Source organism: Nocardia sp. NPDC060249, assembly GCF_042728755.1.
In the GTDB taxonomy this organism is placed as follows: Bacteria; Actinomycetota; Actinomycetes; order Mycobacteriales; family Mycobacteriaceae; genus Nocardia.
In genome coordinates this window covers 174,150-190,140 of sequence record NZ_JBHXAQ010000008.1, presented here as the reverse complement: position 1 = coordinate 190,140, position 15,991 = coordinate 174,150, and the positions used below count along the sequence as shown (strand labels likewise).

The following is a 15,991-nucleotide window of genomic DNA, read 5'->3' as shown; positions in this document are numbered from 1 at the left end:
GGCGGTTCCAGCCCGACCACGGCGCTGCTGTCCCGGCGCCACCGAACCCACCGGCGGTGAAGCACGATGATCGATCTCGCGACCCAGGCTGACCAGCTTTCGCCCACCGACGTGGCGATTCTCGATGCCACGCGGGCTTGCGTCGTCGATTTCGGCGTGCGCCGAACCACCCTCACCGAGGTGGCGCGGCGGGCCGGGGTGAGCAGGCCGACGGTCTACCGCCGCTGGCCCGACACCGGATCGCTGATCGCCGAACTGCTGGTGCGTGAACTGCGCACCATCGTCGCCGAGACCATGCCCGATACCGGCCTCGGCCGGGATCGGCTGGTCCACGGCATCGTGACGGGCTCGGCGGCGATTCGGTCGAACGCGGTGTTCGCCAAGATCTTCCGCACCGACACCGACCTGATGCTCACCTATGTGTTCGGTCGGCTCGGCCGCAATCAGCGCACGCTGATCGGGCTGTTCGCGACCGTGATCGAGCTCGGGCACCGAGACGGGTCGATCCGGGCGGGTGATGCCGAGCACATGGCCACCATGCTGCTGCTCATCACCCAGTCGGCGGTGCAGTCGGCGGGCACGGTGGAGTCGATGCTGGCCGGTACGGAGTTCGACGCCGAGTTGTCCAGGGCTATCGAGGGTTATCTGCTCCCGCTACCCGATAAGGACTCCTGATGCCTGCTGACTTCCCCGCTTCCGGTGCCACCCTGAACGCGGCACGCCGCACCGCCGATCTCACCGCACTGGGCGAGAACCCCGAGGTCGACGTGGTGGTGATCGGCGGCGGCGTGACCGGAACCGGCGTCGCCCTCGACGCCGCCGCGCGCGGACTGCGCACGATCCTGGTGGAGCGCAACGACTTCGCCTTCGGCACCAGCCGCTGGAGTTCGAAGCTGGTGCACGGTGGGCTGCGCTATCTGGCGAGCGGACGGGTCGGGATCGCGCACGAGAGCGCGGTCGAACGCGGCATCCTGTTGCGCACCACCGCACCACACCTGGTGCGCCCACTCCCCCAACTCGTTCCGCTGCTGCCCGGCATCAAGCTGGGCCAGAGCTCACTCATCCGCGCGGGCTTCGCCGCCGGTGACGCGCTCCGGATCGCCGCGCACACCTCCGTCGACACGCTGCCACGCTCGCGCCGGGTGGCCGCCGCCGAGGCCCTGCGCTTGGCGCCGACCGTACGACGCGACGGGCTGCGCGGTGGATTGCAGGCGTGGGACGGTCAGCTCGTCGACGACGCGCGCTTGGTTGTCGCCCTGGCTCGCACGGCGGCCGCGCACGGCGCGACGGTGCTCACGCGTATGGATGCCGTTGCGGCGACCGGCGATTCGGTCCAGCTGCGCGACACGCTGACCGGCGAGACGTTGACGGTTCGGGCGCGCGCGGTCGTGAACGCGACCGGTGTCTGGGCGGGCGAGGTCGACCACAGCATCGAACTGCGGCCCAGCCGCGGCACCCATCTCGTCTTCGACGCCGCGGCGTTCGGTGGGCTCAGCGCCGCACTGACGGTTCCGGTGCCAGGCAGTATCAGCCGGTTCGTCTTCGCACTGCCCGCCGCGCACGGCCGCGTGTACCTCGGTCTCACCGACGAGGACGCGCCGGGCCCGATCCCCGACGAGCCACAGCCCACCGAGGCCGAGATCGACTTCCTGCTCGACACCATCAACACCGCGCTGCGGGAGCCGTTGACCCGCGCCGATATCCGCGGCCGGTTCGCCGGCCTGCGCCCGCTGCTCAAGACCGCCGACGACAGCACCGCCGACATTTCCCGCGAACATGCCGTCCTCAGCTCTCCCGACGGCCTGATCACCGTCGTCGGCGGCAAGCTCACCACCTACCGCCAGATGGCCCAGGACGCCGTCGACGCCGCGGTCGCCCAGGCCGCGCTCCCAGCCACCCCGTGCCGCACCACCCGGATCCCCCTGGTCGGCGCGGTCGCCGGTGCCGCCCGCGACCGCATCGACGCCCCACCGGTCCTCATCGAGCGCTACGGCAGCGAGGCGAGCCAGATCGTGTCCGCCTGGCTGGCCGATCCCGCCCTAGCCGAGCCGGTCGCCCCCGGAATCGACGTCACCGCAGCCGAATTCGACTTCGCCATCACCCACGAGGCCGCCCTCACCATCGACGACCTGTTGGACCGCCGCACCCGCATCGGCCTGGTCCCCACCGACCGCGAAGCCGCAACCCCCGCCGCCGAAGCCGCCTTCACCAGACACGCCGCCATCACCACCTGATCAACCAAGACCTACCCCCGACCGCACTCCCAACCACACGGTCCACCCAACCCCGTCCCCGTCTCCAACAACCACCGCGCGCACCCCAGCCACTCCCCTCGTCAAACCACACCGCACACACCCCGCCTGTCCCCTCCTTCACAACCCACCGCACACACCCAGCCCGTCCCTACTTCAACAACCACACCGCTCACACCCAGCCAGTCCCCGACTTCAACAACCCACCGCGCGTACACCCAGCCTGTCCCCGACTTCAACAATCCACCGGGCGTACACCCAGCCTGTCCCCGACTTCACAACCGACCGCGCGTACACCCAGCCTGTCCCCGACTTCACAACCGACCGCGCGTACACCCAGCCTGTCCCCGACTTCAACAATCCACCGGGCGTACACCCAGCCTGTCCCCGACTTCAACAATCCACCGGGCGTACACCCAGCCTGTCCCCGACTTCACAACCGACCGCGCGCACACCCAGCCTGTCCCCGACTTCAACAACCCACCGCGCGCACACCCAGCCTGTCCCCGACTTCAACAACCCACCGCGCGCACACCCAGCCTGTCCCCGACTTCAACAACCCACCGCGCGTACACCCAGCCTGTCCCCGACTTCAACAACCCACCCAACCCAGCCCCCGCACTCCCGACCCCTAGGGAGGGACGGCCACGAAGTGGCCGGTCCGCGGCCGGGCCGCGGACACGCGCGCGCCAGCGCGCCAATAAACACAGCGTCAAACCGTCCTGGGACTACCAGAACCCCTGATCAGCCACTTCCCCAACCAACTCAGCCACTACTCCAACCAGCTCAGCCACTACTCCAACCAGCTCAGCCACTTCTCCAACCAACTCAGCCACTTCGCCAACCAGCCAGCTCAGCCCCCATACAAGCCCGCGGCCATTCGTCGAGCCCATGAGCGATCTCACTGGCACGTATCGCCCGCAACCCAGGAGTTTCGTCAGCCGGCGGAATGTAAGTGAACCCGAGACGTTCGTAATACGGACCGTTCCACGGAACCTGAGTGAACGTGGTGAGCGTGATCTCCTCGAGTCCCTTGCTCCGAGACCACCCGACCGCGTGGTCGATCAGCCGCTTACCGATCCGCGCACCCGCGTAGGCCGGGTCGACGGAAACCTGGTCGATATGCGGCCGCCCGTCGACCAGCCCGAGCACCAGGTAGCCGACCGGCTGATCGTTGTCGTCCGGCCACACCCACGCCCGCTCCTCGACGACGAAGGCCCGCAACACCTCTCGCGAGGGCGGCTCGTCCTCGGCGACCGCGGTCATGCCCACCTCGGCGAACGGCGCACCGGCCCGCCGCTCGATCTCCTGCAGCGCCGCGATCTCGTCCTCGCGCGCGAGCCGGGCAGGTCCACCGGCCGCCGGGGTGGCGATGATCCCGTTGAGCAGCGCGCGCAGGGCCCAGCGCGCGCGGACGTCACCGGCGGTGCGCTGCACGGACTCGGCGGCGATGTGCCGGTAGATCAGGTCGACGGCCCAGGTCGCGGTCGCGGGGTCGAGGCCACCGTCGCGCAGGAGAGTGTGCAACTGCTCGATCAGGCCGAGGGCGTGTTCGGTGGCCGGGAATCGGCCGAAGGCGACGAGCGCGAGACCGTCGTGGCGGCCGAGAGCCTCGATAGCGGACTCGGCCAGCTGGGTCAGCCTGGCACGCCAGTCACCCTCGGTGGGGACCTGGACCTGGGACAGGACGTGGTCGAGCATGCCGGTCAGCAGGTCGTCGCGATGGGCGACGTAGACGTACAGCGACGCGGCGCCGGTGTCGAGTTCCTTGGCGACCCGGCGCATGGTGAGCGCGGCCGAGCCTTCGGTGTCGAGGAGACGCAATCCGGTCTCGACCACGAGATCGCGGCTCAACGGGACCTTCGCCGGTCTGGCCCGGCGACTGACGGGTGCGGCGTTCATGCGCCGATCCTACGCGGCCGACGAACATCGTTTGGTACGAACACTGTTCGAAATTCGCCTTCGGACCTTATCCCCGGGCGTCCGTCCCTCTATGCTGGCGGCGGAGACCAAGGTCGCGGTCTGCCGCACAGCGGGGTCGGCCGAGGCAGCGGTGAAGGCCAGTCCGACAAGGAGGCGTCGATGCACGCGCATTCGTCCACCGTGGCCATTGTGCCGGGGACCGGGATCGTCGCTCGATTCGGCGATGTCGTCGTCTATCTGGCCGGGGAGACACCGTCGACCGACCGGTTACTCGGTGCGGTGGAAACTGTCGCCAACAGCACCGCGGCGAGCGCCCCCGGTGCGGCGCTGGCGCAGCGCCTGGCGGGCGTGGTGTTCGGCGGCGCTTCTGCCCCACCACCTTTCGGCGTGCTCGCCCCGACCGCCGACGGGATGCTGATCCTGTTGCGCGGCGCGGTGATCGCCGAGATCTCGGGTGCGGAGGGCAACCGCCGCCTCGCCGGCGACCGAGCCTTCACCTGGGTCGACGAGATCATCCGCGAACCTGTCCGCCGGATCGCGGTCGGCGCCGAGATGGCCGACCCCACCAGTGCCAATCCCCGCACCGACCTGCGCGCGGGGATCGTCACCGGCAACGGCTTCGTGCTCAACCTGGGCAGGCGCCGCAATCCCCCGCCGCGCCGGGTCGAATCCGTCGACGAGCCCGCACCGACAGAGGCCACCGGCTTCCAGGCTCTGCGCCCACCGACCGCGCGACCCACCGACACCGGCGACGCCCTCCCGGCCACCGCGGGATTCCCCGCACCGACGCCCGACCAACCCGCGACCTCGGGCTTCCCGCTTGACGCGGGCCGACCCGACAGCGAGACGGTGAACACCGGCAGCCGACCGGCCACCGGCGACGTCGCGGGCACCGGACCGAGCAACTCCGACGGCGTCACCGTGAGCACCGGCCCGCGCAACTCGCCCGCCGCCAACGCGCCCCGCGCCTGGTCGCAAGCACTCGATGCCGCCAAGCGCGCCGAACCGGTCGCCCTGAGCAAGGGTGCGGCGCCCCACAGCGGCTCGCGCGGCGCCCTGGTCACCGAAGACGGGCTGAGCTACCCCTTGGATCGGCCCTACGTCCTCGGCCGCAACCCCTCGGGTGAGGAATCGGTGCGCGCTTCCGCGGCGACGCCGATATTGATCGAACGGGATCGGCTCGTCTCGCGGGTCCATGCCTTCGTCGCCCCCGACCGTGGCAAGGTGTTCGTCCGCGAGGCCCCCGCGACCTCCGGAACCTTCTTCGCTGCCCCCGACAGCGAACGCTGGTCTCGCGTCGGCACCCTCCCGATCGAGTTGCAACCGGGATGGCGCCTGCGGATCAACGACTTCCTGCTGACCTACTGCGTGTAAATCACCTACTGCGTATCACTCACAGACCATCCCGACGCCCGTGCGTCCAGCTCCACGGGCGTCGGATCGCGAATCGGCTCAGGCCTCGAGGGCGTCGAGCAGGGCCGCGCGCTGACGAGCACCCAGGCCGCCGATGCGGCGATCCTCGGGAATCTCGGCCTGATCCATCAGCTTGGCGGCCTTGACCGGACCAACGCCCGGAAGTGCCTTGATCACGGCAGCGACCTTGGTCTTTTTCACCAGATCGTCGCTGTCGGCTTTCTTGAGCAGATCGGCGACGGTGACCTTGCCCTCCTTCACCTTGCCGATCAGTTCCGAGCGCGCCTTGCGCACGGCAGCCGCTTTGGCCAACGCCTCGGTGCGCTGTTCGGCGGTCATCGTAGGCAGTGCCATGTCTCCTCCGCTTCCACTCGTCACTCGAACATCTGATTGACGGACCGAGTAAACAGCACGAAATCGGCAGCACCAGTCCGACACACCGCGAGGATACGCCGATGAGTTTTGCTTGCCGAACCCGTCGTATTCAGTGAAGGGCCGCCCAAGACGGACCAAACGGACGAAATGACGGGCGGTTGTGGCCGGCGTAACACCGCGGTGACCAGCAACGACACATCATCAGAAGCACTTTTACGGGATCAAGGTTCAACGGCGAACCACGGAGGATCAACGAAGCTCCTCGGCCCGGGCGCGACCCGTTTCCGAACGGTCGTCACCGTCTCCCGTGCTGCCACATCGACAGCTACACAGTTGTGCGCCAGACATTTTCAGCGCCTGCGGGTCGAGCAATTCGGGCCCGCGGGTGTTCTCCTCCCGCTCGATGCGCAACAATGACGCGACCCGGCGAACCCTTTTGCTACCTGGAGTTGCGATGCGCGAGGAACACCCGCTCGACCACGAGGTCACCGCTCTACCCGTACGGGTGGAACGGGCCAGGCAGCGCATCGCCTATCAGTCCGACCCGGCACTGACCGACGCGCTGTCCGAAGACGAGTTGCGCGCCGAGCGCGAACTCGCCGAAAAGATCCGCACCTACGAGCGCGATCAGCGCTGGAAGCACATCAAGGCCGCCTCCTCGCACGCCGACCGCCTGCGTGACACCACCGCGGAGCTCGAGCGCGCCGAGATGTCGGATCTGATGCTGGCCCGCAAGGCCATCGCCGCGCAACGGCGCGAGTCCAACCCGCGCGCTCGCCTCGCCTCGCTCTATCAGCACCGCACCTGGTCGCTGCGGGCCCTGGCCGGCGTGGTGATCACGGGCATGCTGTGGTCGGCGGTGAACGTCCAGCACAACATCGCCCCCGGCGGACCCACCGATCCGCTCTACTGGGCCAGTTTCGGCCTGGAGGCGATGATCAGCGTGTGCCTGATCATCATCATGATCGGCACCACCCGGGTGGCCGAGTGGGGCGTGATGGGCAACCGCAACCAGGTGCTGATCGCCGAGCTGTTCCTGCTCACGCTGACCATCGCCCTCAACACCTATCCACACCTGAGCGCACAGCACTGGTACGACGCCGCTGTGCACGCGGTGGCCCCGGTGATGATCGGTGTTGCACTACTCATCCACAACGCCGCCAGCGCCCGCTACAGCACCGCGATCGTCCGTGCCAGCGCGGAGATCCCGGCCGACGACGCCGACGATCTCCTGGCCGCGCCGAGCCTGGGCAACCCGGCCGTCACCTAGCCTCCGCCTGCACACAGCGAAGGGCCCCTCCGGATCAGATCCGAAGGGGCCCTTTGCCGTTGGTTTGTTACGCCGACTTCTCGCGACGCTCCGGACGCTGTGCCTTGCGCGGCACGATCGTCGGGAGAACGTTGTCGATGACGGTGTCGGCGTTCACGACCACCTTGGCGACGTCGTCACGGCCGGGGATGTCGTACATCACCGGCAGCAGGACCTCTTCCATGATGGCGCGCAGGCCGCGTGCACCGGTGCCGCGCAGGATCGCCTGATCGGCGATCGCCTCGAGGGCGTCGGCGGTGAACTCGAGGTCGACGCCGTCCATCTCGAACAGGCGAACGTACTGCTTGACCAGTGCGTTCTTCGGCTCGGAGAGAATAGTGACCAGCGATTCCTTGTCCAGGTTCGTCACCGAGGCGACGATGGGCAGGCGGCCGATGAACTCGGGGATCAGACCGAACTTGATCAGATCCTCGGGCATCACGTCGGCGAAGTGGTCGTCGGTGTCGACCTCGGCCTTGGAGCGCACCTCGGCGCCGAAGCCGATGCCACGGTGACCGGTGCGGTCGGAGATGATCTTCTCCAGACCAGCGAACGCGCCCGCCACGATGAACAGCACGTTGGTGGTGTCGATCTGGATGAACTCCTGGTGCGGGTGCTTGCGGCCGCCCTGCGGCGGCACACTCGCCTGGGTGCCCTCCAGGATCTTCAGCAGCGCCTGCTGCACACCCTCGCCCGACACATCGCGGGTGATCGACGGGTTCTCGCTCTTGCGGGCGATCTTGTCGACCTCGTCGATGTAGATGATGCCGGTCTCGGCGCGCTTGACGTCGTAGTCGGCGGCCTGGATCAGCTTCAGCAGGATGTTCTCGACGTCCTCACCGACATAGCCCGCCTCGGTGAGCGCGGTGGCGTCGGCGATGGCGAACGGCACGTTCAGCATCTTGGCCAGGGTCTGCGCGAGGTAGGTCTTGCCGCAACCGGTGGGGCCGAGCATCAGGATGTTCGACTTCATCAGCTCGACGGCCTCACCGCGGCTGTCGCGGCCCTTGTCGCCCGCCTGGATGCGCTTGTAGTGGTTGTAGACCGCGACGGCGAGGGTCCGCTTGGCGGTGTCCTGGCCGATCACATAGTTCTCGAGGAAATCCCGGATCTCCGAAGGCTTGGGCAACTCGTCGAGCTTCACTTCGCTCGACTCGGCCAGCTCTTCTTCGATGATCTCGTTGCACAGGTCGATGCACTCGTCGCAGATATACACCCCAGGGCCCGCGATGAGCTTCTTGACCTGCTTCTGGCTCTTTCCGCAGAACGAGCACTTCAGCAGATCGCCGCCGTCTCCGATGCGCGCCATCTCGTAGGTCCCTACTTCCTTGTCCGAGTGCGACCGTCGTCCCCCGATTGGGCCGGAAATACGTCTCGGTGCCGTCAATCAGAGCAATGGTCCCTGAGTCGACCGTACCTGTTGTGCGCGAATGAGGTCGACAACTCGCGCATGTTTGTCACTAGTGCTGTGCGGGTCCTCACCATTGTGAGCCACCGCGGAGGAAAAAGCCGGGCCCGCCGCCCAGATCAGGACAGCGGGCCCGGGCGTGTCACTTCTGTCCGCTGAGCTTGCGGTAGTCGAAGACCTGGTCGATGATGCCGTAGTCCTTGGCTTCCTCGGCGGTCAGGATCTTGTCGCGATCGGTGTCCTTGCGGACCTGCTCCTCGGGCTTGCCGGTGTGGCGCGAGATGGTGACTTCCATCAGGCGGCGCATCCGCTCGATCTCGGCCGCGGCGATCTCGAGGTCCGACACCTGACCCTGCACACCGCCGGAGGACGGCTGGTGGATCAGGATGCGCGCGTTGGGCAGTGCGGCACGCTTGCCGGGGGCGCCGGCGGCCAGCAGCACCGCGGCGGCCGAGGCGGCCTGACCCAGGCAGACCGTGACCACGTCCGGGCGCACGTACTGCATGGTGTCGTAGATCGCCATCAGCGCGGTGAACGAACCACCGGGCGAGTTGATGTACATGGTGATGTCGCGGTCGGGATCCTGGGACTCCAGCACCAGCAGCTGCGCCATGATGTCGTTGGCCGAGACATCGTCGACCTGGTTACCCAGGAAGATGATGCGCTCCTCGAACAGCTTGTTGTACGGGTCGGAAGTCTTGACGCCGAACGAAGTCTGCTCGGTGAACTGCGGCAGGATGTAGCGCGACTGGGGCAGGCTCGCACCGGAGCCGCCGTGGCCGGCGCGCGGGTCGAAGAGGTTGGCCATCTTTATCTCCAAGCTTGTCTCGAGTGAGGGGGGACGGCGGCGTTACTTCGCCTGGTTCGCGTGCGTGACCACGTGGTCGATGAAGCCGTATTCCAGGGCTTCCTTCGCCGTGAACCAGCGGTCGCGGTCCGCGTCCTCGGTCACCTGCTCCACCGACTTGCCGGTGTGCAGCGACTGCAGTTCGTTGAGCTCACGCTTGGTGTGGGCGAACTGCTCGGCCATGATCGCGATATCGGCCGCCGAACCACCGATGCCCGCCGACGGCTGGTGCATCATGATCCGGGTGTGCGGCAACGCGAAACGCTTGCCCTTGGTACCCGCGGTGAGCAGGAACTGTCCCATCGATGCGGCCAGACCCATCGCGACGGTCTTGATGTCGCACTCGGCGAACTGCATCGTGTCGTAGATGGCCATGCCCGCGGTGACCGAGCCACCGGGCGAGTTGATGTAGAGCGCGATGTCCTTCGTCGCGTCCTCGGCCGAGAGCAGCAGGATCTGCGCGCAGATCTTGTTCGCGATCTCATCGTCGACCTGGGTGCCCAGGAAGATGATGCGCTCGCGAAGCAGCCGTTCGTATACGGAATCACTGAGGTTGAGTCCAGCGGTAGCGGCTGTCATGACCCCTGCCTGGTTGATCGTCACGGATACCTGCCTTCTCTTCTCACCGATTGCTACGGCCATACGAATACGGTTCGTCGTCACAAACACTAACGAAGCAGGGCGGCACCGAACTCCCGGTACCGCCCTTCTTCGCTCAGAGCGCAATCTCGCTGCGCTCGATTTCACTCTGCGCGAGGCGCACTGCAGCGTTGGTTCGCTCGCTGCGCTCCCTCACGTGCGCAATCAAATCACGCCGCCGAAACCTACTCAGCAGCGGCTTCGTCGAGCTCGATTTCAGCGGATTCCGCAGGGTCACCGAACATTTCGGTGGTGTCGACCACATTGCCGTCGGAGTCGGTGACCTTCACCTGACCGACAACTCCGGCCAGCGCCTTGCCGCGTCGCACATCGGCGAAGACCGCGCCCAGCTGGCCCGCCTGCTGCACCTGCTGGATGAACTGCTCCGGCGACATGCCGTAACGCTGGGCCTGGAACAGGATCCGCTCGGTCAGCTCCTGCTGGCCGACCTGGGTGTTCTCGGCCTCGGCGATGGCGTCGAGCAGCAGCTGGGTCTTCACCGACTTCTCGGCGGCTTCCTGGGTGTCCTTGTCGAACTCCTCGCGGGAGGAGCCCTGCGCCTCGAGCGCCTCGGCCAGCTTCGCCTCGTCGTGGTCGAAACCGTGGACGGCGTCGTGGACCACGGCGTCGACCTCGGCCTTGACGACGGCCTCGGGCAGCGGGACCTCGACGGTCTCGAGCAGGGTGTCGAGCACCTTGTCACGGATCGAACCGGCCTGCTCGACCTTCTTGACGCGCTCGACGCGGCCCTTCAGGTCTTCCTTGAGCTCGTCGATGGTGTCGAACTCGCTGGCCAGCTGGGCGAACTCGTCGTCGGCCTCGGGCAGCTCGCGCTCCTTGACCGACTGCACGGTCACGGTGATCACGGCTTCCTTGCCCGCGTGGTCGCCCGCCACCAGGGTGGAGGTGAACTCGGCGGTCTCGCCGGCCTTCAGGCCGATGACGGCCTCGTCGAGGCCCTCGATCAGCTGACCCGAACCGACCTCGTGCGACAGCCCGGTGGTGGCCGCCTCGGGGACATCGTCACCGTCGACGGTGGCCGACAGGTCGATCGACACGAAGTCGCCGTCGGCCACGGCACGCTCGACACCGGTGAGGGTGCCGAAGCGCTGACGCAGCGAGGTGAGCTGCTCCTCGATGTCGTCGTCACCGATGGTGAAGGAATCGACAGTCACCTCGATGCCCGAGTAGTCGGGCAGGGCGATCTCGGGGCGCACGTCGACCTCGGCGGTGAACGCCAGCTCTGCGCCGTCTTCGATCTTGGTGATCTCGATCTCGGGCTGGCCGATGACCTTGACCTCCGAGGTCTGGATGGCCTCGGCGTACTTGTTCGGCAGTGCGTCGTTGACGACCTGCTCGAGCACGGCGCCACGGCCGACACGGGTCTCGATCAGCTTGGCCGGAGCCTTGCCGGGACGGAAGCCGGGGATCTTGACCTGCTGCGCCAGCGCCTTGTAGGCCTTGTCGAAGTCGGGCTTCAGCTCCTCGAAGGGCACCTCGACGTTGATCCGGACCCGGGTCGGGCTCAGCTGCTCGACGGTGCTCTTCACGGACATACTCCTTGGTTCGTAGTTCATGGTGGTGTCCCCACAGGGGGCGACGCGCCATAGTCAGGCACGGCTAAGCCAGGTGCGGCGCACAATGCGCATCCCGACCAGGGTAGTTGACCGCCCGCGCGGCCGCGCAATCGGTGTTTGGTTGAGGGTGCCGCTACCGGCCCACCTGCACGGCGTCGGTCACGAAGACCAACGTCTCATTCGGCGGCACACCGTTGCCGCCTTCGCCGTAGCCCAGGTTCGGCGGCACGATCAGCAGCCTGCGCGTGCCCTGCTGCACACCGATCAGGCCCTCGTCCCAGCCCTGGATGACCTGGCCCGCGCCGAGGGTGAGCCCGAACGGCTTGCCGCGCTGGAAGGAGCTGTCCAGTACCTGCTTGTCCGACCAGGCGACCAGCTCGTAGTTCATGGTCAGCGGCTGCCCGGCCACCGCGCCCGGCCCGCTGCCCACCACCAGATCCTTGGTGATCAGGGTCTTGGGCGGGTCGCAGCTGTCGGGGATGGTGATCTTGGGCGCTTCGCCGTAACCACCGCTGACTTTCACGTCGTCGGCGGTGCATTCGCGACCCTTGCTCGCGGTGCTCCCGCCGGCCACGCTCGAGCTCGGCGCGCTGCTCGACTCCGTGTCGGAGCCGCAAGCCGCTGTCGTGATCGCGGCGGCCGCGACGAGTCCGATTCCGATGATCCTGCCGAGAGAATGCATGGCCCGCACAGTAATCGACCGTCGTTGCGGCGCCGGGAACCGGCACGACGGTAGGCTCGGCGGTGCGTTTCTCCACCGGTGTCGCCGGTCCTCGATCGGCGCCCGTGCAGGCCCCCGCGGCGCGGACGGCGCCGTGACCTCATCGAGTTCGAGGAGTCCGCGATGACCGAAACCACCGCGAGCGACACCGCGGCGGACAATATGGGGGTCGGTCAGGGCGAGACCATCGCCCCGAAGCCCTACGTCCTCACCGACGCGCCCGGTCCGCTCTCGCGCGAGGAACTCGTCGCGGTCGACACGTGGTGGCGGGCGTCGAACTATCTCGCGGTCGGCCAGATCTATCTGATGGGCAATCCGCTGCTGCGCACCCCACTGGTCCCCGACGACATCAAGCCGCGCCTGCTCGGCCATTTCGGCACCGTGCCCGGCCTGAATCTGGTGTGGGCTCATGCCAATCGGGTGATCCGGGACCGCGGCCTGAACGCGGTCTACGTCGCGGGCCCCGGTCACGGCGGACCGGGCCCCAACGCCTGCGCGTGGCTCGAGGACGCCTACGCCCAACTCGAGCCGGACATCCCCCGCGACGTCGACGGCATGCGCCGATTCTTCCACCGGTTCTCGTTCCCCGGCGGTGTGCCGAGCCACTGCGCGCCGGAGACGCCGGGATCGTTCCACGAGGGCGGTGAGCTCGGTTACTGCCTGCTGCACGCTTACGGCGCCGCCCTGGACAACCCCGATCTCGTCGTGTTCTGCGTGGTCGGCGACGGCGAAGCCGAGACCGGTCCGCTGGCGGGCAGCTGGCACGCGAACAAATTCCTCAACGCGGCGCGCGACGGCGCGGTGGTGCCGATTCTCGCGCTCAACGAGTACAAGATCGCCAATCCGACGATCCTCGCCCGCATTCCCGAGGAAGAACTGATCGAGCTGCTGCGCGGCTACGGCTACGAACCGCTGATCGTCTCCGGCAACGACCCCGCGCCGGTCCACCAGGCGATGGCCACCGCCATGAACACCTGCATGGACCGGATCGCGCGGTTCCAGCGGGCGGCCCGCGACGACGGGGACACGAATCGTCCGCGCTGGCCGATGATCGTGATGCACACGCCGAAGGGCTGGACCTGCCCCCCGGTGGTCGACGGCGAACGGGTCGAGGGCACGTTTCGTGCCCATCAGGTGCCGTTGCCCAACGCCCGCACCGACTCCGAGCACCGGCGGGTGCTGGAGCTGTGGTTGCGGTCGTATCGGCCGGAGGAGTTGTTCGACCAGGCCGGGTCGCCGGTGCCCGCCCTGCTAGAGCAGGTGCCGGAGAATCCGATGAGTCTGAACCCGGTGGCCAACGGCGGCTTGCTGATTCGCGATCTCGACCTCCCCGACTGGCGCGACTACTGCGTCGACGTCGTGTCGCCCGGCGCGGGGCAGCACGAGGCCACCAGGGTCCTCGGCAGCTGGCTGCGCGATGTCACCGCCCGCAATCGGCACAACTTCCTCACCTTCGCCCCCGACGAACTGGTCAGCAATCGGTTGCAGGACATTCTCGAGGTGACCGGGCGCGATTGGCAGGAAGAAGTCGGGCGCTGGGATGTGGATCTGTCGACGGCCGGTCGCGCCGTCGAGGTGCTGTCGGAGCACATGTGCGAGGGCCTGCTGGAGGGATACCTGCTGACCGGCCGCCACGGCGTCTTCACCTGCTACGAGGCGTTCATCCACATCGTCGACGCCATGTTCAATCAGCACGCCAAATGGCTCGATGCCAGCTCGGCGGTGCCGTGGCGGCGCAAGATCCCCAGCCTGAACTACCTGCTCACCTCGCATGTGTGGCGTCAGGACCACAACGGGTTCACCCATCAGGATCCCGGTTTCCTTGACGTGGTGGCGAACAAGAGCCCCGATATCGTGCGCGTGTATCTGCCGCCGGATGCCAATACCCTGCTCTCGACCTATGACCACTGCCTGCGGTCGCTGCACTACGCCAATGTGGTCGTGGCGGGCAAACAGCCGGGGCCGGATTGGCTTTCGGCCGAGGAGGCGGGGCTGCACTGCACCCGCGGCCTCGGGATCTGGGAGTGGGCGTGCCACAACGACGACCCCGGCACCACGCCCGATGTCGTACTCGGGTGCGCCGGCGATGTGCCGACCCTGGAGACTCTGGCGGCGGTGGCGATCCTGCGAGACCGGCTGCCGGACTTACGGATTCGGTTCATCAATGTCGTCGACCTGATGCGCATGCTGCCCGACGGCGAGCACCCGCACGGCCTGCCCGACGCCGAGTTCGACGCCCTGTTCACCACCGACCGCCCGGTGATCTTCGCCTTCCACGGCTACCCGTGGCTGGTGCACCGGCTCACCTACAGCCGCACCAACCACGCCAACCTGCACGTGCGCGGTTACAAGGAGAAAGGCACCACCACCACACCCTTCGACATGGTGATGCTCAACGATCTGGACCGCTTCCATCTGGTGCTCGATGTGATCGACCGGGTACCCGGACTGCGTGAGCGGGCGGCGGGTCTGCGCCAGGAGATCGTCGACGCCCGGTTGATCGCGCGCCGCTGGACTCGCGAACAGGGCGCCGACATCCCGGTGGTGGCCGACTGGGTCTGGCCCGACGCGGCGATCCCCACCGCGCGGTAACGCGGTTGCGGCGCGGGCCCGCCCTGCACGACGATGGAACGGATATGACCGAATCCCGCCGCACCGACCTCCTCCCCCGCGATCGCCGCGATCTGACCGGACCGTTCGACGTGATCGGCGACGTCCACGGCTGCCGCGCCGAATTGGAGACCCTGCTCGGTGAACTCGGCTACGCCCTCCACCGCGACGACCGTGGCCGCCCGATCGGTGCCACCCACCCCGGCGATCGCACCGTGGTCTTCGTCGGCGACCTCGTCGACCGGGGCCCCGACACCCCCGGCGTACTGCGCCTGGTGATGGGAATGGTGGCCGCGAGAACCGCCCTGTGCGTCACCGGCAACCACGATCACAAGCTGATGCGCGCCCTCGACGGCCGCAATGTCCGCGTCGCGCACGGCCTCGAACAGTCGCTGTCCCAGCTGGCCGACGAAGATCCCCAATTCCGCACGGCCGCACACGCTTTCCTCGCCACCCTGCCGAGCCACTACCTCCTCGACGGCGGCAAGCTCGTCGTGGCCCACGCGGGTCTGCCTGAAAGCCTGCACGGCAGCACCTCCGGCCGAGCCCGCTCCTTCGCCCTCTACGGCGCTCCCACCGGTGAGCTCGACGAACACGGCTACCCCGTCCGCTACGACTGGGCCAAGGACTACCGGGGCACCCCCACCGTCCTCTACGGCCACACCCCCGTCCACGCCTTGAACTGGGTCAACAACACCCTCTGCCTCGACACCGGCGCCGTCTTCGGCGGCACCCTCTCCGCCCTGCGCTACCCCGAGATGACCACGATCTCCGTGCCCGCCGAGCAGGTCTGGAGCGAACGCGCGGGCATCACCCCGGTGCCCGACTGAGCCGGTCGAGGCCGACCGCAACGCCGGGTACCGGGATCGTCGCTGAATCGTCAACGCCGAACCAGGGTGTGACGTGCGGATTCCCAC

At 67.7% G+C, this 15,991-nt stretch carries 13 protein-coding genes; 6 read left to right on the top strand and 7 right to left on the bottom strand.

The window, feature by feature from the left end; translation table 11 throughout:
- Window positions 1-66: 66 nt before the first annotated feature.
- Together ACFWFP_RS26155 and ACFWFP_RS26150 are read left to right on the top strand one after the other, a co-directional pair.
- Window positions 67-675 (top strand): TetR/AcrR family transcriptional regulator, encoded by a 609-nt coding sequence (locus ACFWFP_RS26155; RefSeq protein ID WP_379299232.1) that lies wholly within the window; start codon window positions 67-69, stop codon window positions 673-675.
- Complete coding sequence (locus ACFWFP_RS26150) at window positions 675-2,234, top strand: glycerol-3-phosphate dehydrogenase/oxidase (RefSeq protein ID WP_379299230.1); 1,560 nt, start codon at window positions 675-677, stop codon at window positions 2,232-2,234. Before ACFWFP_RS26155 ends, ACFWFP_RS26150 begins: the two co-directional genes overlap by 1 nt.
- 846 nt (window positions 2,235-3,080) lie before the next feature.
- Here ACFWFP_RS26150 and ACFWFP_RS26145 read toward each other — a convergent pair.
- Window positions 3,081-4,154 carry a GNAT family N-acetyltransferase gene (locus ACFWFP_RS26145; protein ID WP_379299228.1) on the bottom strand — a complete coding sequence of 358 codons (1,074 nt, stop codon included), beginning with the start codon at window positions 4,152-4,154 and terminating at the stop codon, window positions 3,081-3,083.
- Between the two features lie 180 nt (window positions 4,155-4,334).
- Between ACFWFP_RS26145 and ACFWFP_RS26140 the strand changes: the two genes are divergently transcribed.
- Window positions 4,335-5,549, top strand: coding sequence for an FHA domain-containing protein (locus ACFWFP_RS26140; protein WP_379299226.1), 1,215 nt, complete (start codon window positions 4,335-4,337; stop codon window positions 5,547-5,549).
- A 78-nt stretch (window positions 5,550-5,627) separates the two neighbouring features.
- Here the strand turns inward: ACFWFP_RS26140 and mihF are convergent, their stop codons facing one another.
- Window positions 5,628-5,942: an integration host factor, actinobacterial type gene (gene mihF / locus ACFWFP_RS26135; RefSeq protein ID WP_019045768.1), complete on the bottom strand. Its 315-nt coding sequence runs from the start codon at window positions 5,940-5,942 to the stop codon at window positions 5,628-5,630.
- 475 nt (window positions 5,943-6,417) lie between these two features.
- Here mihF and ACFWFP_RS26130 point away from each other — a divergent pair, with 475 nt between their 5' ends.
- Window positions 6,418-7,233 carry a hypothetical protein gene (locus ACFWFP_RS26130; protein WP_379299224.1) on the top strand — a complete coding sequence of 272 codons (816 nt, stop codon included), beginning with the start codon at window positions 6,418-6,420 and terminating at the stop codon, window positions 7,231-7,233.
- A gap of 67 nt (window positions 7,234-7,300) precedes the next feature.
- Here the strand turns inward: ACFWFP_RS26130 and clpX are convergent, their stop codons facing one another.
- The 5 genes from clpX to ACFWFP_RS26105 all read right to left on the bottom strand — a co-directional run bounded on the left by clpX (window position 7,301) and on the right by ACFWFP_RS26105 (window position 12,425).
- Window positions 7,301-8,581 carry an ATP-dependent Clp protease ATP-binding subunit ClpX gene (gene clpX, locus ACFWFP_RS26125; protein ID WP_378629984.1) on the bottom strand — a complete coding sequence of 427 codons (1,281 nt, stop codon included), beginning with the start codon at window positions 8,579-8,581 and terminating at the stop codon, window positions 7,301-7,303.
- Between the two features lie 241 nt (window positions 8,582-8,822).
- On the bottom strand, window positions 8,823-9,488 hold the full coding sequence (locus ACFWFP_RS26120; protein ID WP_379299222.1) for an ATP-dependent Clp protease proteolytic subunit: 666 nt from the start codon (window positions 9,486-9,488) through the stop codon (window positions 8,823-8,825).
- A 42-nt stretch (window positions 9,489-9,530) separates the two neighbouring features.
- Window positions 9,531-10,106 (bottom strand): ATP-dependent Clp protease proteolytic subunit, encoded by a 576-nt coding sequence (locus ACFWFP_RS26115; protein WP_067456898.1) that lies wholly within the window; start codon window positions 10,104-10,106, stop codon window positions 9,531-9,533.
- A gap of 245 nt (window positions 10,107-10,351) precedes the next feature.
- On the bottom strand, window positions 10,352-11,716 hold the full coding sequence (tig, locus tag ACFWFP_RS26110) for a trigger factor (protein ID WP_379299220.1): 1,365 nt from the start codon (window positions 11,714-11,716) through the stop codon (window positions 10,352-10,354).
- 160 nt (window positions 11,717-11,876) lie between these two features.
- Window positions 11,877-12,425, bottom strand: a complete 549-nt coding sequence (locus ACFWFP_RS26105; RefSeq protein ID WP_379299218.1) for an FKBP-type peptidyl-prolyl cis-trans isomerase — start codon at window positions 12,423-12,425, stop codon at window positions 11,877-11,879.
- A 162-nt stretch (window positions 12,426-12,587) separates the two neighbouring features.
- Between ACFWFP_RS26105 and ACFWFP_RS26100 the strand changes: the two genes are divergently transcribed.
- Together ACFWFP_RS26100 and ACFWFP_RS26095 are read left to right on the top strand one after the other, a co-directional pair.
- On the top strand, window positions 12,588-15,056 hold the full coding sequence (locus ACFWFP_RS26100; protein WP_379299216.1) for a phosphoketolase: 2,469 nt from the start codon (window positions 12,588-12,590) through the stop codon (window positions 15,054-15,056).
- A 44-nt stretch (window positions 15,057-15,100) separates the two neighbouring features.
- Window positions 15,101-15,904, top strand: a complete 804-nt coding sequence (locus ACFWFP_RS26095) for a metallophosphoesterase (RefSeq protein ID WP_379299214.1) — start codon at window positions 15,101-15,103, stop codon at window positions 15,902-15,904.
- The last annotated feature ends 87 nt before the right edge of the window (window positions 15,905-15,991 follow it).

What these genes read in the sequence shown, in the direction of transcription:
- ACFWFP_RS26155 (WP_379299232.1), top strand. Translation starts at nt 67, where the DNA reads ATGATCGATCTCGCGACCCAGGCTGACCAGCTTTCGCCCACCGACGTG.
- ACFWFP_RS26150 (WP_379299230.1), top strand. Translation starts at nt 675, where the DNA reads ATGCCTGCTGACTTCCCCGCTTCCGGTGCCACCCTGAACGCGGCACGC.
- ACFWFP_RS26145 (WP_379299228.1), bottom strand. Translation starts at nt 4,154, where the DNA reads ATGAACGCCGCACCCGTCAGTCGCCGGGCCAGACCGGCGAAGGTCCCG.
- ACFWFP_RS26140 (WP_379299226.1), top strand. Translation starts at nt 4,335, where the DNA reads ATGCACGCGCATTCGTCCACCGTGGCCATTGTGCCGGGGACCGGGATC.
- mihF (WP_019045768.1), bottom strand. Translation starts at nt 5,942, where the DNA reads ATGGCACTGCCTACGATGACCGCCGAACAGCGCACCGAGGCGTTGGCC.
- ACFWFP_RS26130 (WP_379299224.1), top strand. Translation starts at nt 6,418, where the DNA reads ATGCGCGAGGAACACCCGCTCGACCACGAGGTCACCGCTCTACCCGTA.
- clpX (WP_378629984.1), bottom strand. Translation starts at nt 8,581, where the DNA reads ATGGCGCGCATCGGAGACGGCGGCGATCTGCTGAAGTGCTCGTTCTGC.
- ACFWFP_RS26120 (WP_379299222.1), bottom strand. Translation starts at nt 9,488, where the DNA reads ATGGCCAACCTCTTCGACCCGCGCGCCGGCCACGGCGGCTCCGGTGCG.
- ACFWFP_RS26115 (WP_067456898.1), bottom strand. Translation starts at nt 10,106, where the DNA reads ATGACAGCCGCTACCGCTGGACTCAACCTCAGTGATTCCGTATACGAA.
- ACFWFP_RS26105 (WP_379299218.1), bottom strand. Translation starts at nt 12,425, where the DNA reads ATGCATTCTCTCGGCAGGATCATCGGAATCGGACTCGTCGCGGCCGCC.
- ACFWFP_RS26100 (WP_379299216.1), top strand. Translation starts at nt 12,588, where the DNA reads ATGACCGAAACCACCGCGAGCGACACCGCGGCGGACAATATGGGGGTC.
- ACFWFP_RS26095 (WP_379299214.1), top strand. Translation starts at nt 15,101, where the DNA reads ATGACCGAATCCCGCCGCACCGACCTCCTCCCCCGCGATCGCCGCGAT.